Annotated in this window: 25 protein-coding genes; 19 read left to right on the top strand and 6 right to left on the bottom strand. The window is 25.3% G+C overall.

Going from position 1 to position 21,208, the window contains the following annotated elements; genetic code table 11:
* Nucleotides 1–114 precede the first annotated feature (114 nt).
* Nucleotides 115–1,335 carry a hypothetical protein gene (locus ABVS04_RS10885; protein ID WP_368030760.1) on the bottom strand — a complete coding sequence of 407 codons (1,221 nt, stop codon included), beginning with the start codon at nt 1,333–1,335 and terminating at the stop codon, nt 115–117.
* Between the two features lie 99 nt (nt 1,336–1,434).
* Here ABVS04_RS10885 and ABVS04_RS10880 point away from each other — a divergent pair, with 99 nt between their 5' ends.
* The 10 genes from ABVS04_RS10880 (at nt 1,435) to ABVS04_RS10835 (ending at nt 10,528) form a co-directional block, all read left to right on the top strand.
* A complete protein-coding gene (locus tag ABVS04_RS10880) occupies nt 1,435–1,689 on the top strand; it encodes a hypothetical protein (RefSeq protein WP_368030759.1) in 255 nt (84 codons plus the stop codon).
* A gap of 80 nt (nt 1,690–1,769) precedes the next feature.
* Nucleotides 1,770–2,363, top strand: coding sequence for a hypothetical protein (locus tag ABVS04_RS10875; RefSeq protein WP_368030758.1), 594 nt, complete (start codon nt 1,770–1,772; stop codon nt 2,361–2,363).
* 137 nt (nt 2,364–2,500) lie between these two features.
* Entirely contained in the window at nt 2,501–2,833 is a 333-nt protein-coding gene (locus ABVS04_RS10870) for a hypothetical protein (RefSeq protein ID WP_368030757.1), read from the top strand.
* 177 nt (nt 2,834–3,010) lie between these two features.
* Nucleotides 3,011–4,099: a PD-(D/E)XK nuclease family protein gene (locus ABVS04_RS10865; RefSeq protein ID WP_368030756.1), complete on the top strand. Its 1,089-nt coding sequence runs from the start codon at nt 3,011–3,013 to the stop codon at nt 4,097–4,099.
* A gap of 1 nt (nt 4,100) precedes the next feature.
* Complete coding sequence (locus ABVS04_RS10860) at nt 4,101–5,570, top strand: DUF2779 domain-containing protein (RefSeq protein WP_368030755.1); 1,470 nt, start codon at nt 4,101–4,103, stop codon at nt 5,568–5,570.
* 11 nt (nt 5,571–5,581) lie between these two features.
* Complete coding sequence (locus ABVS04_RS10855) at nt 5,582–5,926, top strand: DUF4116 domain-containing protein (protein WP_368030754.1); 345 nt, start codon at nt 5,582–5,584, stop codon at nt 5,924–5,926.
* A gap of 5 nt (nt 5,927–5,931) precedes the next feature.
* On the top strand, nt 5,932–6,381 hold the full coding sequence (locus ABVS04_RS10850; protein WP_368030753.1) for a hypothetical protein: 450 nt from the start codon (nt 5,932–5,934) through the stop codon (nt 6,379–6,381).
* Between the two features lie 64 nt (nt 6,382–6,445).
* Nucleotides 6,446–7,369 carry a helix-turn-helix transcriptional regulator gene (locus tag ABVS04_RS10845; protein WP_368030752.1) on the top strand — a complete coding sequence of 308 codons (924 nt, stop codon included), beginning with the start codon at nt 6,446–6,448 and terminating at the stop codon, nt 7,367–7,369.
* 407 nt (nt 7,370–7,776) lie between these two features.
* Entirely contained in the window at nt 7,777–9,636 is a 1,860-nt protein-coding gene (locus ABVS04_RS10840; protein WP_368030751.1) for an AAA family ATPase, read from the top strand.
* Nucleotides 9,629–10,528 carry an HNH endonuclease gene (locus tag ABVS04_RS10835; RefSeq protein ID WP_368030750.1) on the top strand — a complete coding sequence of 300 codons (900 nt, stop codon included), beginning with the start codon at nt 9,629–9,631 and terminating at the stop codon, nt 10,526–10,528. Before ABVS04_RS10840 ends, ABVS04_RS10835 begins: the two co-directional genes overlap by 8 nt.
* Nucleotides 10,529–10,609: 81 nt before the next feature.
* Here the strand turns inward: ABVS04_RS10835 and ABVS04_RS10830 are convergent, their stop codons facing one another.
* Together ABVS04_RS10830 and ABVS04_RS10825 are read right to left on the bottom strand one after the other, a co-directional pair.
* Nucleotides 10,610–10,732, bottom strand: a complete 123-nt coding sequence (locus tag ABVS04_RS10830; protein WP_368030749.1) for a hypothetical protein — start codon at nt 10,730–10,732, stop codon at nt 10,610–10,612.
* A gap of 19 nt (nt 10,733–10,751) precedes the next feature.
* Nucleotides 10,752–11,315: a recombinase family protein gene (locus ABVS04_RS10825; RefSeq protein ID WP_026806312.1), complete on the bottom strand. Its 564-nt coding sequence runs from the start codon at nt 11,313–11,315 to the stop codon at nt 10,752–10,754.
* A gap of 502 nt (nt 11,316–11,817) precedes the next feature.
* Here ABVS04_RS10825 and ABVS04_RS10820 point away from each other — a divergent pair.
* The 7 genes from ABVS04_RS10820 to ABVS04_RS10790 all read left to right on the top strand — a co-directional run bounded on the left by ABVS04_RS10820 (nt 11,818) and on the right by ABVS04_RS10790 (nt 17,933).
* Nucleotides 11,818–12,042, top strand: a complete 225-nt coding sequence (locus ABVS04_RS10820; RefSeq protein ID WP_129013392.1) for a hypothetical protein — start codon at nt 11,818–11,820, stop codon at nt 12,040–12,042.
* 128 nt (nt 12,043–12,170) lie between these two features.
* Nucleotides 12,171–14,006 carry a copper resistance system multicopper oxidase gene (locus ABVS04_RS10815; RefSeq protein WP_368030748.1) on the top strand — a complete coding sequence of 612 codons (1,836 nt, stop codon included), beginning with the start codon at nt 12,171–12,173 and terminating at the stop codon, nt 14,004–14,006.
* A 10-nt stretch (nt 14,007–14,016) separates the two neighbouring features.
* Complete coding sequence (locus ABVS04_RS10810; RefSeq protein WP_368030747.1) at nt 14,017–14,703, top strand: copper resistance protein B; 687 nt, start codon at nt 14,017–14,019, stop codon at nt 14,701–14,703.
* A gap of 66 nt (nt 14,704–14,769) precedes the next feature.
* Nucleotides 14,770–15,012, top strand: a complete 243-nt coding sequence (locus ABVS04_RS10805; protein ID WP_368030746.1) for a hypothetical protein — start codon at nt 14,770–14,772, stop codon at nt 15,010–15,012.
* Nucleotides 15,013–15,016: 4 nt separating this feature from the next.
* Nucleotides 15,017–15,223 (top strand): heavy-metal-associated domain-containing protein, encoded by a 207-nt coding sequence (locus tag ABVS04_RS10800; RefSeq protein WP_368030745.1) that lies wholly within the window; start codon nt 15,017–15,019, stop codon nt 15,221–15,223.
* Nucleotides 15,224–15,248: 25 nt separating this feature from the next.
* Nucleotides 15,249–17,429, top strand: a complete 2,181-nt coding sequence (locus ABVS04_RS10795) for a heavy metal translocating P-type ATPase (RefSeq protein WP_368030744.1) — start codon at nt 15,249–15,251, stop codon at nt 17,427–17,429.
* Nucleotides 17,430–17,543: 114 nt separating this feature from the next.
* A complete protein-coding gene (locus ABVS04_RS10790) occupies nt 17,544–17,933 on the top strand; it encodes a FixH family protein (RefSeq protein ID WP_368030743.1) in 390 nt (129 codons plus the stop codon).
* 53 nt (nt 17,934–17,986) lie between these two features.
* Here ABVS04_RS10790 and ABVS04_RS10785 read toward each other — a convergent pair whose 3' ends face one another.
* Nucleotides 17,987–18,433 carry a cytochrome c gene (locus tag ABVS04_RS10785; RefSeq protein WP_368030741.1) on the bottom strand — a complete coding sequence of 149 codons (447 nt, stop codon included), beginning with the start codon at nt 18,431–18,433 and terminating at the stop codon, nt 17,987–17,989.
* Between the two features lie 122 nt (nt 18,434–18,555).
* Between ABVS04_RS10785 and ABVS04_RS10780 the strand changes: the two genes are divergently transcribed.
* Both ABVS04_RS10780 and ABVS04_RS10775 read left to right on the top strand, forming a co-directional pair.
* Nucleotides 18,556–18,804, top strand: a complete 249-nt coding sequence (locus ABVS04_RS10780) for a hypothetical protein (protein ID WP_368030740.1) — start codon at nt 18,556–18,558, stop codon at nt 18,802–18,804.
* A 319-nt stretch (nt 18,805–19,123) separates the two neighbouring features.
* A complete protein-coding gene (locus ABVS04_RS10775; protein WP_368030739.1) occupies nt 19,124–19,345 on the top strand; it encodes a hypothetical protein in 222 nt (73 codons plus the stop codon).
* An 81-nt stretch (nt 19,346–19,426) separates the two neighbouring features.
* On the opposite strand, the gene ABVS04_RS10770 is transcribed toward ABVS04_RS10775, so the two are convergent.
* Nucleotides 19,427–20,500 (bottom strand): sensor histidine kinase, encoded by a 1,074-nt coding sequence (locus tag ABVS04_RS10770; protein ID WP_368030822.1) that lies wholly within the window; start codon nt 20,498–20,500, stop codon nt 19,427–19,429.
* 58 nt (nt 20,501–20,558) lie between these two features.
* Nucleotides 20,559–21,208, bottom strand: a 650-nt coding sequence (locus ABVS04_RS10765) for a response regulator transcription factor (RefSeq protein WP_368030738.1), incomplete at its 5' end; no start/stop codon positions are given.

Raw genomic sequence — 21,208 nt, 5'->3', positions numbered from 1 at the left:
TAGATAGACTTATTTTACTTGTTGCTTTATTGAGCATCTAGGTGATTAAATGTTAGTTGATTAAATGAACGGTTAGAGTTATTAAATATCAGACTATTACAAATCAAAAAATCTTTAAAGACTTTTTGTATCTAATTTATCTAACTCTTTTAGTTTTTTCGTAATTTCTTCCTCATAACCTTCTTTAAATTCAGGAAATGCATCTTTAGAATAAGATAGTGCAAGATTTAAATACTTTTTTGATTCTTTAGGATTATCATTTTTAATAGCATCAGCCATAGTTGCATAAGTTTTTGTATAAGCTGTATAGTGGTTTGGTTCTATTTTAGTTAGATATTGTTCACAATATTTTAAAACTTTTTTTGAATTATTGTTTTTAGAAAAATATTTTATTAGAGTTTGATACACTCCATCAAAACTTGTTAGTAAATCAGGGTTTAAATTACAAAGTTCAGGCGTATTAATAACATTTTCCATATGCTCTATATAAATTGCCTCAAAATTACAAGAATTTATATTTTCATTATTTTTAAATTTATCAGTAATAGAATCAAAGATTTTGTCATTTCTATCAAAAAATTTCAAATACTCTTTTAATGTAGTATTATTCTTTACTCTTTTCCATGATTTAAAAGTATCTATAAAATCAGAAGTTTCTTTCCATGAAATTATAGAAGATTTCCCATCATATTGTGATTCTATAAATTTCCAAATTATTTTTTTCTCTTTTTGTGACCAATTGTGTTCTAATGAAAATCTATTTACTAAACTATACTCAATTTCATGATTTTTATAGTAAATATGATTTATATCACTATAATATGCATTATATAGCATACTTAAACAACTAGCATCATAGCTATCTAAATTTTCTAAAATCATTGATGCAAAAGGGTATTCATTAAAATCAGATTGTGTTAAAGTATAATGTCCTAACTGTTTTAAAATAATATGACCTAATAGTGTTTTATAGATTTCAAGATTTGATTCTTCTAAGTTCCACTTCTTTTTAAGTGCAAAAGTGGAATGTAATATTCTCTCAGGACAGATTTTTATTAAAATTTGTCCATTTAATTCATCACTTTTTTCTACATATACACCCAAAAAATTAGTATCAAAAAGAGATAAATCTTCAATTTTATAGGTACGCTTATCTCTTTTTATTATGTCACCATAAAGTTCAACTTCACTAACAAAAAAGATGTTAAGTTGATTTAATTTATTTTGTTCATTATGAATTAAAGAGTGATTTATAATTTTATTTATCTCTTCTTTCATTTTATAATCCACAGGCAAAATTGTAGATTTATTTACATATATTATTTCATGTTGCATGGTTTCTCCTTTTTTATTTTTTATAGTATTTAAAATATAAGACAAATATATGTCCACTAAGATTAATAAAATTTCTTAAATAATAAAAGGAAAATATAAATGCTTGTTAATGTTTTAGAAGATGCTTGTACAGGATTAAAAAAAGAAGAAAAAAGCAGTAAAGTTATTGATACTTTAAAAAGATTAGGATTAAATGGATATTGGTTTGAAAATATTGAAGAAGAATATGAAATCTATTGCTTATATGCAAATGAGTTAAATCTATCTACTAAAGAATTTGAAACTTTATGTTTCTTAACAAAGGATTGTGCTTTAGAAATAGGGATTCGAAATGGAATAATTAATGTTGGATAATAAGATATTTATTTGATAAATTAGACAAATAATTGTCCTGTAAAGACAATAGACTTCTTTTTTTATAAAAGGAGTTTATTATGGCTACAACAATATTTTTTCAGACTTTCCCAAAACTTTTTTTACCAGAATTTCAAAAAAGAAATAGTTGGATTCTAACTGTTTATTCAAATGAAAATGAAGAAAAAGCAGAATTTTATAATGCTTATTTTATTTATAAACATTATCATTGTTCAGTTTGTGGAACAGTTGAAATTACAAAAAAACGAGCAAAAGGGAAAGATAACTATTATAGTGGACATACTTGCAAAGTTTGTAAAAATAGTGATTTTTTGAATTTACTTTCTAATAATGAATTTTTTAAAGCAAAAAATATAAGTTTTGACCTTTTTGAAAATCAATATTTCTATCATATTCAGCCGTATATTTATATTCCATTTGTAAATTATGAAAATAAAGTAATAGATAAAAGAATAGAACTAAAAGGTTATAAATGTGATAAAAAAATCTATAATCCAAAATATTTTAAAGATGATTTTTTCAAAGAAGAAAATATTAAATATAGAGTTACAGATATTTCTATTAATGAAATAAATAACTTCTTTTTGAATAGTTTGAAAGAGGAATTTATAGTTAAAAAAGAGGAAATAAGAAATAGTATATTTTATAAATAATAAGAGTTATTCAAAAAATATAAAATTTGAGTTTAATTAAAAAAATAACTCAATCTGAATTTAATAGATAAAAATCAGACATAATAATGTCCGTTTTAAAAAGTAAAATTTCTTTATAAAATAAATAAGGAAAATAAATGTCTAAAATAGTACAAATAGGTATATTGGATTTTAATGTTAATGAGGCATTAAAAAAAGGTTTAGATATAAAAGATGAAATAATGATGAGTTCTATGCCAAAATCTTACAACTTTTTAATACAAACAGATGATAAGTGTATCTATATGGCAGAGTTAAAAAATACATTACATATTAAAAGAATGTCAAAAAAACTTCTTTATGAAATTAAAAAGAATTTCGAAAAAGAAAGACAAAATATCATTGGTTTGGAATTTGAGTACGATGAGTATAATAAATGTGTAGGTTATAAATTAAAAAACAAATTAATAGAATTGTTAATTAAAAACTAGACATAATATTATTCATATAAATTTATAAACTTCTCATATAAAAAATGAGAGGTTTATATAGAAATACTTTAGAATTTAATAACGAAAGAATGGAAGTTGAAAGTTAAATATAAATATTTAAAATAATTTATAAAAGGGCTATAATAAAATACTATTATATGTAATAAGGGATTAAAATTGTCAGATGAAAAATATATAAATTTCTTTGAAAAAATTAAGCTTTTTAAAGAAGAACAAAAAAAACAAAAACAGCGTGGTTTAAATGACTACAATATGGTAAATATTGTAAGAAAAGAAAATGCTGAAGTTGGAATGCATTCTAATGTAATATATTCTTTAATTGATCCAAATGGATTACATTATCAAGATGATTTATTCTTGAAAATATTTATTAAAGATGTTCTAGAAATAAATGATTTTGGAGATATTTTAAGTGTTCAAGCTGAAGAATCAACAAATGAAAATAGGAGAGTTGATTTTACTATAAAAAGTAGTAATTATTATGTTGGAATAGAGATGAAAATTGATGCAGCTGACCTTGAAAATCAGATTTCACACTATTATGAAGATTTAATAGAAAAAGCATTAAAAGATTCAAACCAAAAAGTTAAGATATATTATCTTACGAAAAATGGAAAAGATGCTTCATTTCATAGTCATAATAATAAAGTAACACCTGTAAAAATTTCTTTTGAAAAACATATTTTACAATGGATAGAAAATTGTCAAAAAGAAGTTAAGAATATTACTAATTTAAATGAAGCTTTTGAGAATTATAAAGATATTGTAAAAAAAATTACAAATAAATACAAAGGTAGAGTAATGTTATTAGAAGATGAATTATTAAAAAATGAAAAATATTATGAATTAGCCAGAGAAATTAGTGAAGCATTCCAAAAAGCTAAATATGCAAAGAGAATAGAAAAAATTAATTCAATTATAAAACTACTTGAACAAAAAAACTTGAGCTTTATAAATTATCTACCCAAAGATGTAATGATAGATATACTGTCAGAATTATCAATCAGAGTTATTATCAATGAGCAAGGTTACCTAATTCAGATTTTTGATAAAAATGGTTATGGACAAGATGTTGATAATTTAAAAAAAGAAGTTATTTTAAAAAAATTGATTGAAATTGATAGTAGATTTAAAAGTGTTTATTCCAAAGTATATGGTGAAATGAGAATTGATTATCAAAATATAGAAAAGGAAGAAGTAAATGATTTAATTCTAAAATTGATATATTTAAAAGTTGAAATTTAATATGCCTCTTTCTAAATCTCAATACATAAGAGGACTTCAATGCCACAAATCCCTTTGGCTTTATAAAAATAAGCCAGAGCTTAGAGACACTCCAAATCAAGCTCAAGAATCATTATTTAATACAGGTTTTGATGTGGGAGATTTAGCAAAACAATTATTTCCAGATGGAGTTGAAATAGAGTTTGATTCATCAGATTTTGATGGAATGATTGCAAAAACAAAAGAGCTAATAAATAATGGTTGTGAAGTTATATATGAAGCAACATTTAAAGAAAATGGTATTTTTGCTATGGCTGATATTCTTGTAAAGAATCAAGATAGTTGGGATATTTATGAAGTAAAAGCAAGTACCAATGTAAAAGAGTATCATCTAAATGATGCTTCTGTTCAATGGTATTCTTTAAGTAATGCAATTAATCTAAATAAAGTTTATATAGTTCATATAAATAATAGCTATGAAAGAAATGGTAGTTTAGATATTAAGAATCTTTTTTCAATTGTTGATATAACAGAAGAAGTACAAAATAGACAATATCAAATACCTTTTAATATTGAGCAAATGGATTTAATGCTTAAAGATGAGATGCCAAATATTGATATAGGAACACATTGCAGTAATCCTTATTCATGTGATTTTGAAGAACATTGCTGGAAACATATTCCCAGTCCATCAGTTTTTAATCTTTATTGGATGAATGGTTCTAAAAAATTTGAGATGTATTATAAAGGTTTGATTACTTATGAAGATATACCTTCTGATTTTGCACTAAATACAACTCAAAAACTTCAAGTTGAAACTTCTAAATCAAATGAACCATATATAGATAAATCTATAATAAATAAATTTATTGAAACTGTTAAATTTCCTATTAATTTTTTTGATTTTGAAACATTCCAAAATGCAATTCCAAGGTTTGATAAACAAAGACCATATATGCAAATACCTTTTCAATATTCACTTCATATTTTGCATGAAGATGGAACATTAGAACACAAAGAATTTTTGGGAGATGAAAATAATGATCCAAGAGATGCTTTGATAAATCAAATGTTGAATGATATATCTCCAACTGGAAGTATAATGGCATATAACCAAGCTTTTGAGATAACTAGGATTAAAGAATTAGCTAATTATAATATTGAAAGAAAAGATGAACTTTTAGCTTTGGTTGATAGATTTGTAGATTTGATTGTACCATTTAGAGGAAGAGGATATTATCATCCAAATTTTAATGGAAGTTTTTCTATAAAATCAGTTCTTCCTGCAATATTTCCAAATAATGATGAACTAAATTACAAAAAGTTAGGTTCAATTCAAAATGGAGGAGATGCTATGGATACATTTGCAAATCTTCATTTACTAAAAGATAAATCAAAAAGAGACGAAATTAGAAAAGATTTATTAGCATATTGTCATCTTGATACATTGGCAATGGTTAGGATTTTTGAGAAATTGAAAGAGATTATATAAGGAGAGAGTTAATGAAAAGAAAAGAAATACTAAATGAAATTGAAAACAATCCGTCAATATTACAAGAAATTGATAAAAAATACTTATCAGATGAAGAATTTATGTTAAGTATTTTAAAAATGAATCCTATATTAGCATGTCGTTTCATTGATGATAGTTTATTAAGTGATAAAAATTTTATTGAGAAAGCTCTTTTGATAGAAAATAACACAAATATACTAGATATTGTTCCAAAAAACATAAAAAATGATTTATTAAATGATAAAAAATTTATATTTAATTTAATTAAAAATTCTGATAGATTTATCTTAAAGTGTATTTCTGAGGAATTAAAAAATGATAAAATTTTTTTATGAATCTTATGATGGAACTATCTCCAAAAAGTTTTTTATGGGCAAGTGATACACTAAGAAGTGATTTAGAACTTATAAATTATTATTTTAAAGATTTAGTTTATCCCAAAGAAGGGATTTGTCTTGATGAATTGGCTGATTGGTATAGTTTTAGAGATGATTTAAATTTTGAAGATATGAAAAATCTTCGTTTAATTAGGCAGCTAAATTATGTAACAAATAGAGATTATGTTTTTGAGCTTGTGTGTAAAAATCCTGAACTTTATTTATTATTGTCACCAAACTTTAGAAAAGATGAAGAATTATTAGATGTTTTTGTTTCTGGAATGATAGAGAAGGGAGATAATTTTGAAATGTCTTCAATATATGACTTTGAAGAATATGACACACTTGCAGAAGATATAGAAAAAATGAAAAATCTTGCTTTAGATTATGGTGCAAGTTTAGAATTTTCTTAAGTCAAATTGGATAAGAGTATCTTTCTCTAATATAAAATAAATAATATTTATAAAAAGGTTTTAAATGCCACAAATTGTTCATAAACAAAACGATAACACAAAATACAACAGAATAAATCAAATATATCAGATGTTAAAAAACAACGTTCATGGTATGACAATAACAGAACTATCAAAAGAACTTGATGTTAGTACAAAAACAATTCAAAGGGATTTATATGAGGTATTAAGTGATTTTGGAGCTATAAAAGAAGGTAGAACTTGGAAAATAGACCCAAAATTAACTCAAGATAATTTAGCTTCAAATGAAAAATTAATTCTTGGTATTTTAGATGAAATAGCAAAAGGTGTTGGTGGAATATTTTATTCAAAAGCTCACTCTTTACTATCTCAAGTAACCCAACAATTAGAACATCCAATTTTTGCAAATATTAATGGTGAATATTTAGAAGAAAAAAGTATTGCTTTATTTGAACAAATAGAAAGAGCAATTAAACAAAAAGTTGAAATAAAATTTGATTATGAAAATTATAATTACCACGTAAAACCCCTTAAACTAGCATTTTTTGATGGGTTTTGGTATCTTTTAGCCTTACATATAGGAAAAGAAGATGTATTCAAGAAATATCATTTAAAAACTATAAAAAATGTACAAGCTTTAGAAGTAAACTTTGAAATACCCCAAATAGTAGAGGATAGATTAAGATATGCAAACTCTGTTTGGTTTAATCTTGATGAACAATTTGTAGTTAGATTGTTTATAGATAAAAGTATTAGAAAATACTTTGAAAGAAAACCTTTACGTGGTCAAACAATAATAGGTGAAGATAAAGACGGCTCAATTGAAATAGAGATAAAACTAACCCATGAAATGGAAATTATGCCTTTGATTTTATATTACATTCCATATATAAAAGTTCTTGAACCTCAATGGTTAGCTGATGATGTAAAAGAAAGAGTTCAAGAGTATTTAAAAGAGATATTATAGTTATTTAATATATTATGACTTATTCTAATTTTTAAGAACAAAAATTAAACCACATAATTTTAGGGTATTTTATGTGCTTTATAATCTGTTAAGAAGAAATAGGACACGAAATTCTGAAAAATCTTTTCCTAAACCTCTTACTTTTGGAACAGATTCTAGTAACAGAAAGACTGTTCCAAATAGAGTTGAAATTTGGAGCATGTTCAACAAGGTACAGGTTGTGGAACTTCATTTTTTACTTTTTATAAGTTTAATCCTAATGATTATATATAGGCTTATCTTACTTATTCCTGTAGGTTGAATCTAGGCGATTAAAAGTTAGTTGTTTAGATGAACGGTTAGGGTTATACTATATGTTATAAAAAATGATAAAATAACTGTTATATAGTTATTGGAGCAAATATCTTATGAAATTAAAAATTTTATATATGAAAGTAATACATGATATTGATAAGTTTTTAGATGATGAAAATGATTATTATATATTAACTCCTGACGCATGGGATGATTATTCTTATCAAACAACTTTTAGTGTAAAAATAATTAAAAATAAACAAGAATTTGAAGAGTTTGAAATCAAATTGCTTTTTAGAGGACAAAATATTGAAAAATCTTCTTTTGAAATCATTGATGAATTATTAGGAGATTCAGATATTATAGATATTCAATCTATCTCTGATAAATTTGAATTTATATCACTAGGTAATCATTATGAAGAATTAAAAGAAATTTTCGATGATGAAGAATTAGATTATTTATTAAAGAGGTTAAATGATATTAGTTATTTAGAATTAATTCATAGTAGACAAGATTTATGGGATATAACAAAAGAAGATGGCTTTGAAACTTCATTATTAAGAGACCAATATTCTAAACGTGTTTATTATGAGGGGATTGATAAGGTATTAAATTCTATTAAAATAGCTCCAGAAGAATGCTTCTTTTCTTTTTCTTTTAATTTAGGTACTAGAACATACAACTATAGTTTTAACTTTTTTGATGAAATATTACCTTCACGAATTAATGTATTAATTGGTAAAAATGGAGTGGGTAAAACTAAAACATTAGAAAATCTAGTAGATTACTTAATTAATCCAAGAAATTCTTCGTCCAAGGCAGTTCCTCATCCAAATTTTTTAACAAATTTATGTGTGTTTTCATACAATCCTCATGATAATTTTTACATATACAAAAAACATGACAATATTTCTATTGAGTATAAATATTTGGGGTTTAATAGATATAAAACTTTAAGAGATGGTATTGATATTTTTGATTTTAAAAATGATGAAATCAATTTTGATATATTAAAAACTTTGCATAATGATCATCAGGATAAAATTTTTTGGTTAAATTCAGAAGACAAAACTAAACGACAAGGACATATTGAAGATTTAATTACTGAAATAAATAAAAATTTTAAAATAGATAGACAAATTATACAAAATGCTATCAATTTAAATTTAAAAATAATTAATGAAAAAATTTCTGACTCAAAAAATTTTGATTTAATATCTTTTAATTCCTTTATTGAACTTTGTGAAGAAGATGAAAAAAAATCAAAATATGTGAAAATTTTTCATCCCTTAAGTGAAGCCTATGAAAATATAATATCTGATTATATACCTAAAATATATTATATAGGATTAAAAAAATTAAATGGTGATATTGAATTTTTTGATAATTTTAAGGACTTTTTAAATATTAATAAATCTGATTTTTTTCAAGAATTATTTTATTTTGATGAAAATGAAAAAGAAGTAAATTTGAGTTCTGGGCAAAAAATGTATTCAAATTTACTTTTAAATCTTTATTCCATGATAAAAGAAAATTCTTTAATTATTATTGACGAACCAGAAAATACTTTACATCCAAATTTTGAAATTGGATTTATTAAAATACTAAATGCTATTCTAGAAAAATTTAATTCATATGCAATAATTGCAACACATTCTTCAATTATAGCAAGAGAAATACCTACAAAATTTATTAATATGATAGTACTTGATGAAGATAAAGATATTGTTGAAATTCAAAAACCTGTTATGAAAAGTTTTGGAGCAAGTATAACTGACATTACAAATTATATATTTGATGATGTGTTTTATGAAAATAAACCTTATTCAAAATGGTTGGAAAAACAAGTTAGTGAATATAAAAAACAATTAAAAGATTTTGAAGAATTTAAAAAAGATTATCAAGAAATATTGAGTTATGAACTATTGCTAGAAGCAAATGATATTTTTAGAAAGAATACTCATGTTTAATATTGAATGTATAGATTTTGATGAAAATATTTATAAAAGTCTTTTAAAAACATCTACTGGGAAACCAATAAAAGCAAGGATAAATGTTTATCCTCATTATCATGATGTTATATCAAATATAAATTCATACTTATTGAATATTCCTAATTTTGAAAGAACAAATAGTTTATTTTATTCTATGGATAAAGTTCATGATGAATTATATGCATTATATGATTCTAATTCAACTGATGTTGAAAAATTAAAAAAAGATATTAAAGATTTGACAATTATCAATCCAAAAACAAAAGAAGGATTAATTTGTTCTTATTGTGGAATAACAAGAAGTGTAATTCATGATTTAGACCATTTCATGCCAAGAAGTAAATATCCTGAATTTTCAATTTTATCAAATAATTTAATTTACGTTTGTCCTACATGTAATCAAGATTATAAAAAAGATGAATTTTTAGATACTGCAACACCCCCTGTTAGAAAATTTTTAAATCCTTACTATGATTCACTTGATGAAGAAGAAATTATCAAGTGTAATATTACGAACAATGGAATAATTTTAAACATTGAATATATAGCAAATCCTAATTTAACTACTAGAAATCCATATTTATATGAAGTTACTAAAAATCATCTAAATAGTTTAAATTTAAATGAAAGATATAAAAAAATTATTAAAAAAGATTTATTGGAAAAGTTTTTAAACAAATTTAAGGATAAGTCTATAAAGACTCATAGACAAATAAGGGATTTCACAAATTCTGAAGCTCAAAGTTTTATAAATGATAAAATTGATGAATTAGATGATTCACTAAAGAATAATTTTGAACTCTTGTTTTGGAGAGAATTCTTAAATTGTACAAATTATTTTGATTCTATAAAAAGGCAAAATCTCTAATAGAACTTTCTTTTATAATATTTGTAATTAATAGTAATTCATTTATGATTGAAACATATAATTTAGGGTATTTTATGTGTTTTATAATCTGTCAACAAGAAATAGAACACAAAATTCTGAAAAATCTTTTCCAGAACCTCTTACTTTTGGAACAGTTTTTACTGAAAAATAGTCTGTTCCAAAAAGAGTTGAATTGTTGAACATCTTGAAGTAGTCAACTTGACTACTTCTTTTTAGCTATATCTTTAATTGCCCTATAGATAGTATTACGTGCTACATGAAAAATCTTGGATAAAAATGCAACAGACTTTCCTTTTTCGTGTTGTTTGTATATAACATTCTTCTCTTTAGTACTTAGAATAGCTCTTCTACCAAACTGAACACCTTTTTTCTTTGCAGCTTCAATTCCTTCTCTAACACGTTCATTTATTAAATCACGTTCAAATTCTGCAATAGCACCTAACATTGTAAATAATAGTCTACCTGCTGGAGATGTAGTATCAATATTTTGATGTAATACTTTTAAATTTACATCTTTGTTTTCTAAAAATTTTGCAATATTATGAAGATCTATTACAGACCTTGCTAATCTATCAAGTTTTGTAATATAAAGTACATCACCTTCTCTTACAAAGTCCATCATTATCTTAAACTGTTCCCGATTTGACTCATTCTTCCCTGACTTTTTTTCTGAGAAAATCTTTTTACAACCAGCACTCTTGAGTTGATCAATTTGATTCTCAAGATTTTGGCTTGAAGTTGAAACTCTTGCATAACCTACATTCATAATAAATCCTTTGTTTTGAATTTACTATTTATCTCATATATTGAAAGGATTGTAAAGTAGTGATTATTTCCCTAATAGAACAGGTTGTTGAACTTTATAATTTAGGTTGAATTAATAGACCACTTTTAGACAACAAATGAGCTTTCAGATTTAGCATTATTTATCTAAAAAATCTATTCATTTCTCAAGTATATTAAACCTAATCTCGTTGTTTATTCTTATATATATTTGTTATAATATAGAATGATTGATTTTCTGAAAAATACATTTATAGAAAGTGTCCAAAATACAAATGAAAACTATAATAAACATTTTCATAATACTTATAAACATCTATTTTCTGACATTCAGCAATTTTTCCATATTTAAAATTTAAAATTGTACGAAAACTAAGAAATATGTTTTTTATATATATTTTCAGATTAAAAATAATTTTATGCTTCCACATTCCTTCCTTACTAGATTAATATAATTCCACATATAAAAAATCAAAGGATAGAAAATGAAAAGGTTAACAATTACAGTTTTAGTAGCAGGTTTATTTGCAGGAAGTTTGTTTGCAAGTGAAAATAACACGATGATGGGTATGGATAAAGAAAAATGTGCAGTAATGCATAAATCAATGCATCAAGATTTGAAAAAAGATAGTTTATCAAATGAATTGACAACTTTTGAAAAACATCAAAAAATTCTTAATCCAGAAAGAGATGAATTGTATGGTGGATGATTATTAAATAATATTACTCCTCTCCTAAACCTTCAAGCTTTGACTTGAAGGTTTTTTTATTTCTCTCCACATTGACTCCTTATTAATAAAGTATCATTCCTTATAAAACAAAAAAAGAAGGAATTCTTATGCAAACTATAAATAGAAGAACTTTTGTAAAAGGTGTGATTGCAACAAGCTTACTTGTAAGTGCTCCAATAACTCTAAGTGCAAATAATAAAATATCAATAAGAAAAAAAACTAATGAATTAAATGGAAAAGTATTTGATTTAAGTGTTGAAAAAACTTCAGTAAATATTACAGGTAATCCAAGTGTAGCTATTACAGTAAATGGAATGTTAAGTGGTCCTACTTTACGATGGACGGAAGGGGATATTGTTACAATTAATGTAACTAACAACCTTAGTGAAGATACTTCAATACACTGGCATGGAATAATTTTACCTCCTGCTATGGATGGAGTTCCTGGAATTAGTTTTGATGGTATTAAACCTGGAGAAACATTTACCTATACTTTCCCAATAGTTCAAAGTGGAACTTATTGGTACCATTCTCATTCAGGCTTTCAAGAACAACAAGGTGTTTATGGAGCAATTGTAATTGACCCAAAAGTAAAAGATCCTTATGAATATGATAGGGAATATGTGATTTCTTTATCTGATTGGTCTGATGAAAAACCATCTTCAGTTTATAGAAAACTAAAACTTTCTGCTTCTTATTATAATTTTAAACAACGAACTGTTGGTGATTTTTTTGATGAAGTAAAAGAAAAAGGTTTCTTTGAAGCATTTAGTGAAAGAAAAATGTGGAATGAAATGAAAATGACAGATCGAGATATCTCAGATGTATCAGGATATACATATACATATTTAATGAATGGAGAGAATCCAGCTACGATTTTTAAAGCATTATTTAAAAATGGAGAAAAAATCAGATTAAGATTTATAAATAGTGCGGCGATGACATTCTTTGATGTACGAATCCCTGGTCTTAAAATGACAGTAGTTGCAGCTGATGGTAATAATGTACAAGCTGTAAGTATAGATGAGTTTAGAATTGGAGTTGCAGAAACTTATGATGTAATAGTAGAACCTGAAGAAAATAAATCTTATGCAATTTTTGCTCAAAGTATAGATAGAAGTGGTTATGCACTTGGGGCTTTAACTTTTGATGAGAAAATAATTGCTCAAACTCCTCAAATGGATGCTTTCCCAATTTTAACACACTCTGATATGGGTATGAACATGGGTGGAATGGCAGGAATGAATCATTCAGGAAATGATATGAAAGCTATGAACTCAGAAGAAGCAAAACCTATGGGCAAACAAAGTGCTATGAAATGTGGTGGTGGAATGGATATGTCTAGTATGAAAAAACCAGAAACTACTATGGATCACTCTATGATGGGTCATGATATGAAAGCTATGAATAATCAAAATAAAGTAATTCCAATTACTAAACTTGAAGAAGACTCAGGAGTTCAAACAGATGCAGTAGCAATGGATCCGCAATATAGACTTGATGATCCAGGTGTTGGTCTTAGAAATAACGGTAGAAAAGTTTTAACATATGCAGATTTAAAATCATTAAGACCAACAACACATGACAAGTACCCTGATAGAGAGATAATTTTAAAACTTACAGGAAATATGGAAAGATATATGTGGTCTATAAATGGAATAGCTTATAAAGATGCAAAACCATTAGAATTTAAATATGGTGAAAGATTAAGAATCACATATATAAATGACACGATGATGAATCATCCTATGCATTTACATGGTATGTGGAGTGATTTAGAAACAGGAGATGATAACTATCTTCCTAAAAAACATACAATTATCTCACAACCTGGTTCAAAAATTAGTTTTAGAGTAAATGTTGATGCAAAAGGTTCTTGGGCTTACCATTGTCATTTACTTTATCATATGACAGATATGTTTAGAAAAGTAATAGTGTCTTAAGGAGGATATGATGAAAAAAATATTATTAGCAACAGGATTAGTAAGTTTATTTACAACAGCTGGTTTTTCAATGGAAGGTGGAGGAGATATTTTCAGAAGTTCTTTAGTTGTAGATAAACTTGAATATCAATTTAGTGATGAGAAAGCTACTAATTGGGATGTATATGGATATGCAGGTTATGATATAAATAAGATTTATATTTATTCAGAGGGCGAGAAAGTTAAAAATGAATCTGCTAAAAGTGAAAATCAATTAGTTTATTCAAGAGCAATTTCTCCTTTTTGGGATGCTCAGGTAGGTATTGGTTATGATAAGAATAATGAAGCTCATCAAACTTGGGGTATTATAGGATTACAAGGATTATCTCAATATTTTTTTGAAACGAGAACTACTCTTTTATTAGGTGAAGATGGAAATGTTGGATTAAAAACTCAAGCTGAATACGATGCATTATTGACACAAAAACTTATATTAACTCCAAGTATTCAATTATCTGCATATACGAAAGATAATGAAGAAATGGGAATAGGAAGTGGATTCTCAAATATTACACTTGGAACTAGATTAAGATATGAAATTACTAGAGAATTCGCTCCATATATAGGAGTTGAGTGGAGTAAAAATCTAGGAAATACAAATGATATGTCATCTTTAGATGAAGTATATGCAGTTGCTGGTGTAAGATTTTGGTTTTAGTAAGAATTCCACATTCACTCCATACTAAACAAATATAATTATAAATAAAATAAAAAAGGAAAAACAATGAAAAAGTTATCTAAAATACTATTAGGATTAAGTTTATTAGCAGGAGGTTCATTATATGCAACTGGAGCTAATGATCATGAACATAAAACTGAAACATCGACGGTAGCAGAAACAACTGATCACATGGGTAATCATATGCATGAAGGTAAAATGACAAACCATATGAATATGGATGGTATGACTGATGAAGAAATGAAAAAAATGCATGAAGAAATGAAAAAAAATATGAAAGAGAAATAACGTTATGAAAAAAACATTTAAAGCTAATAATATATCTTGTATAAGTTGTGCAAATTTAATAAAAGGTTCTTTAGAAGATGATTTTGGAACTATTGAAGTAAATTTAAATGCTACGCCTAAAGAAGTTAGTGTTGAAATTTCAAATGATGAACAAGAAATATCTTTTAAAAAAGAAATGAATGAATTAGGTTTTGAAATAATAGAAAACTAATATATGAGTCACACAAGGAGTACTAATGGCAAAAGAAACAATAAAACTAAATATCTCAGGTATGACTTGTGTAAATTGTTCTAATGGAATTGAAAAAGCCGTAAATAAGCTAGATGGTTTAGAATCATCAAAAGTAAGTTTTGCTTCAAATGAAGGTGAATTTTTTATTGATAATAAACTTTTAAATAAAGAAGTTTTAATAGCTAAAATAAAAAAACTAGGTTATGGAGTTGAAGAAGATTTAAAAGCTTTAGAAAAAGCTAAACTTATAGATTATAATAAATTGAGAAATATTTTTTCTATAAGTATAGCATTAACTATAGTTATGTTCTATTTTGCATTCTTTCCAATTGAAAATACCCAAAACAATCAATATATCATGTTTATTTTAGCAACAATCGTGCAGTTTTATGCAGGAGGAAGATTTTATACTTTAGCTTATAAGGCAGTTAGTAATAGTAATTATGATATGAATGTATTAGTTGCATTAGGTACAAGTGCTGCATATTTTTATTCTGTTTTTGTAGTCTTTTTTCCATCACTTTTTCCAGAAGAATTAAGATTTTTATATTTTGATGGGGCTGCAGTTATAATTAGTTTTATTCTTTTGGGACGTTTACTTGAAGAACGTTCAAAAGCAAAGGCTACTGATTTTTTAAAAAAACTCATGGACTTAGCTCCATTAAATGCAACATTAATTTGTGAAGATGGTAGTTTTAAAACTGTTCTGGCTAGTGAATTAAAAGTTGGTGATAAAGTTTTAATAAAAACGGGTGAGAAAATATCTACTGATGCCGTTATAAGTAAAGGAAGTGCTGATATTGATACTTCTATGATTACAGGAGAATCAATGCCTGTATATAAAACTATCGGTGATGAAGTAATAGCAGGAACTTTAAATACAACTGGAGTTATAGAAGTTGTAGTATTAAAGCAATCAAATGATACTACTTTATCAAAGATAATTGCACTTTTAAGTACTGCACAAAGTAAAAAACTTCCAATAAGTAGATTTGCTGATAATGTCGCAAATATTTTTGTTCCAACGGTTATTATCATTTCAATTCTTACATTTTTTGCTTGGTATTTTATAGTAGGAAATGCTTTAAATGCTATTTTAGCATCTATCTCTGTTTTAGTTATTTCATGTCCTTGTGCTTTAGGTCTTGCAACTCCTATTGCAATTGTAAGCTCAGTTGGTAAAGGTGCACAAGAGGGAATATTAATAAAAAATCCTGAAATCCTTGAAATTATAAAAGATATAAAATATGCTGTATTTGATAAAACAGGAACTCTTACAAAAGGAATCATTTCAGTTAAAGATGCAGTATATGAAGAAAAATATTTAGATATTTTAGCATCACTTGAAACAAAAAGTGAACATCCCATCTCAAAAGCAGTTGTAGTTTTTGCACAAACAAAGAATATATCTTTAAATAAAGAGTTTGAAGATATACAAATCATTCCAGGCCTTGGAATTAAGGCAATATATGAAAATAAAGAAATATTGATAGGTTCTTTATCTTTTTTAGAAAAAAATAGCATTAACTTAGATAGTAAGTATTTAGATTTCTATAATACTTCATTAAATAATGGAGCAGGTGTTATTTTAGCTTCAATTGACAAAGAGTGTGTTGCTGTTTTTGCTTTAGAAGATAGTATTAAAGATGGAGCAAAAGAATTAATAGCTGATTTAAAAGCAAAAAATATCACTCCTATATTATTAACAGGGGACAATCAAATTACTGCAAATAGTGTTGCAAAAGAGCTAAATATTGATAAAGTTTATGCTCAAGTTTTACCTGATGAAAAATATAAAGTGATTATAGAGCTTCAAAAAGAAGCAAAAGTGATGTTTGTTGGCGATGGAATAAATGATTCACCATCTATTAAACAAGCAGATATTGGTATTACTTTAAATTCTGGTTCTGATATTACAAAAGATGCTGGAGATATTATCTTAATAAATAATGATTTAAAAGCAGTATCAAAAAGTATAAATTTATCTATTGAATCAATGAAAATTATCAAACAAAATTTATTTTGGGCTTTTATTTATAATATAGGAGGGATTCCCTTAGCAGCTGGAATATTCTATCCTATTTTTGGAGTAATGCTAACTCCAATGTACGCAGGAATTGCAATGAGCTTTTCATCTGTAACTGTTGTATTAAATTCCCTAAGATTAAAATTTAAAAAAATTTAGTGAAAGATAAATAATTATCTCTCACTTTTCCCTTTTAATTCATTTCTTTCTAACCTTCCACGTTCTTTCCTTATTAGATTAATATAATTCTAAAATTAAAATAAGGAATTAAAAATGAAAGCCGTACAAAAAATATTATTGGGATTAGGATTATTTATAGGTAGTGCATATGCGCAAGATGTCTCAAATGTAATTCATAGTCCAGGGTATATTAAAGATTATAGTGTAAATATAAAATCTGATGAGCATTTAAAACAAGGTATTAATCAAATAACTATAAAATTTACACACGATGGGCATACTCATAATGATTTAAAATCTAAATTAACTGTTTATGCACCTGATAATACAATTTTATCTTATGAAGGTGAAAATACAAAAACAAATGGTAAATATCAATATAATGTAAATTTAAAAGATAAAGGTACATATACTTATGTTTTAACATTTAGTCATGAAGTAGGTGTAACAAAATCAAAAAGAGGTTCATTTATTGTTAATTAAATGATAATTTTGAACGATTCAAAATAAAAAAAGATTTAGTAGGAGATAATCTCTTATCTCTCACTTTTCTTTTTTAATCCTCCTCCTTCTAACCAAAGATTATAAAATTCATCACTCCATAAAGATTGAAAATATGCAATTGCATCCTCTTTTTCTTCATTAGTTAATATATTTTTAAATGGAGGCATTTTACCGTCATACTTTGCACCACCATCAGTTATTATCTCCATCAGTTGCCATTTTGGATGATGCCAAGCATGAGCGGTATCGTCTAATGGTGGTGGAGGATATGAACCATCTGATAAAGTTTTTTTCCAATTAATAGTTTTTTCTGCTTTTTCTCCATGACATGAGGCACAATTTTTCAGAAATACTTGTTCTCCAATCTTAACTTGTTTTTCACTATACCATCTTCCCGTATCATTATTTCTATTTGAAAATATTATAAAAATAACTATTATAAAAAAAATTACTATTAAACTTATATATTTAGTTTTCAATGTGTATCCTTTTTTTTTAATTATATTTAAATTATGTGTAGATAATCAGGAGTTGTATCTTTCCACGTTGCTTCCTTATTAGATTATTATAATTCGACATATAAAAAATCAAAGGATAGAAAATGAAAAGATTAACAATTACCGTTTTTGTAGCAAGCTTATTTGCTGGAAGTTTATTTGCAGATGGTCACAATATGAATTATCATATTCATGAAGGGAAAATGATGAATCATAAACATCCTGATTTTTATCCAGACCATTCAAAAGTACCTGCAGAAGGTGAAGTAAAAAGGGATCCAAATTATTGGAATAATCAAACAAATATGAATGCTATATATGCAATTCAAGTAAAAAATGGTGTAATTAAATAAAAAAAACTCTATAAATATCCAAGTTAAGAAGTTAATCTTCTTTCTTGTGTGTTGCATAACTTATAAAATTAAATTTCTAGCAAATATAGTAAATCCTAAAAAATCTAAACTCCTATCAAACTTATAATCATATACTTTTTTACATGGTTCTTATAGCATAAATTTCAAAATCATATATTTTTGTATAAGATAATTAACTGAAAGAAAATTTTGATTAATTGTGACAAATTTTATCAAATAATTTAAAATAAATATATTTCCACGTTGCTTCCTTATTAGATTACTATAATTCAACATATAAAAAAACAAAGGATAGAAAATGAAAAGATTAACAATTACAGTTTTAGTAGCAGGTTTATTTGCAGGAAGCTTATTTGCAAGTGAGAATAATACAATGATGGGTATGGATAAAGAAAAATGTATGGCAATGCATAAAACAATGCATGAAATGAATAAAGACAATTCAGTAAAAAAAGAGTTCTCTATACAAGAAAAACATCAAGAACTTCTCAATTCTGATAACACAGGATATGGAGGTTGATTATTAATAAACCTTCATTAGTATCTTTCTTAAAAACCTTCAAGTACTAACTCTTGAAGGTTTCTTATTTTATAGAAGTCTTTAAAAAATTAATTTAAAAGTTGTACCTTCATTTAGTTTAGATTCAACATTTATATTTATATTATAATCTTTACATATTTTATTAACAATATTTAAACCAATTCCAAAACCACCTTGTTCTTCTGTTGCTCTATAATATCTGTTAAATATATCTTTAATTTTTTTTTCTTCTATTCCAATTCCATTATCTTTAATGATTAAAGTTTTATTTTTTAATAATATATCTATCTTTCCACCCATTTTATTGTATTTAATTGCATTAGACACAAGATTATTAAAAACTCTTACAAAATCATCTTCATTGATTTTATAATTAAAGTTTTCTAAATTATTGTTAATTATAATTCTTTTTTTTAATGCAAGAGGTTCAAAATATTTTAGTTGTTCTTTTATTATATTATCCAACGATAATTCATGTATAATTTTTTCTGTTTGATTATCTGATAAAAATATATATGTTAAATCTTTATATATTTCAGAAACTCTCCTAGCACTTAATCTTACTCTCTCAATCTGTTTAGGCGTAAGGTTCTCAGATTCTGTTGACATCAAGATAGCACTTATTGGCGTATTTAATTCATGTGTTGTATCTTTGATAAAAGTATTTATTCTTTTTCTTTCTTCTTTTATTGGTTTTAAAAAAAGTTTTGCAAGATAAAATCCAATCAAGGAAATTATAGAATAAATTAGAACAAAAAAGAAAATAATATTAACTCTTAATTTTTCAATTTTTTCAAAATATAAATTTTCTTCGATAGCAATATAAAAAATTCCCAAATGCCCTAATGTTGATTTATCAATTAATACAAAATGTTTTTCATGTTGTATTAAATCTTTTGAAAAATCTATATTATCATCTAAATTTCCAAATATTTTTTCTTTTTTTGCATTATAAAAAGAGATTTTATAATCATTTGTCTCTAATAATTTACTATTATCAAAGGGAGTATTAGACATGTGTGAAAATATTATTTGTGAAGATATTTTAGATGCAACATTTTGCATATTTGATTTTGTTAAATCAAAATATAAAGTTCGTTCATTTTGATAATATAAAAATGCCACTAATATCATCAAAATAAAAGATGATCCTAAATAAAGAGTTAAAAACCTGATAAATGTTGTTTTTTCGCTATTTGTTAAATCTATAACCAACTCCTCTTGTATTTGAAATAAATTCTTCTCCAAGAATTTTTCTTAGATTTTTTATATAAGTTCTAACAGTAGATGCATTTGGTGAGTCCTCATAAGACCAAACATTTGTACTTAACTCTTCAATACTTACTGTTTTATTATTATTTATTAAATAAAGTAAGATTTCACACTCTTTTTTTGCAAGATGTATTTCTTTATTGTCTTTTTTTATAAATAGATTTAATCTATCAAGATAAATACTTGGAGAGATTTCTATTATTTCATCGGGCAAGATTTTAAATAGTCTTTTTATATTGTTCATTCTTATATCTAATTCTTTAAGGTCTACTGGTTTTTTAACATAATCATCACAACCAGAATCAAAACCTTTTTCAATATCATCTACCATATTTAGAGATGTTAAAAAAATTGCAGGTGTTTTTATATCATTTTTTCTAGCACTTTTTAATAAATCAAATCCATTAATAACAGGTACATTTACATCAAAAAGAAATAAATCAAATTTTTGCGAATAAATTAGTTCTTCTGCTTTATCTCCAGAATATACTGAGACAACCTCATAACCTTTATTTTGTAAGTGTTCTTCCATGATTTCATTTAGTAATATATCATCTTCAAGTAAGAGTA

This window comes from Arcobacter sp. s6 (assembly GCF_040884245.1).
In the GTDB taxonomy this organism is placed as follows: domain Bacteria; phylum Campylobacterota; class Campylobacteria; order Campylobacterales; family Arcobacteraceae; genus Aliarcobacter.
This window is presented reverse-complemented; position numbering and strand designations above follow the sequence as displayed.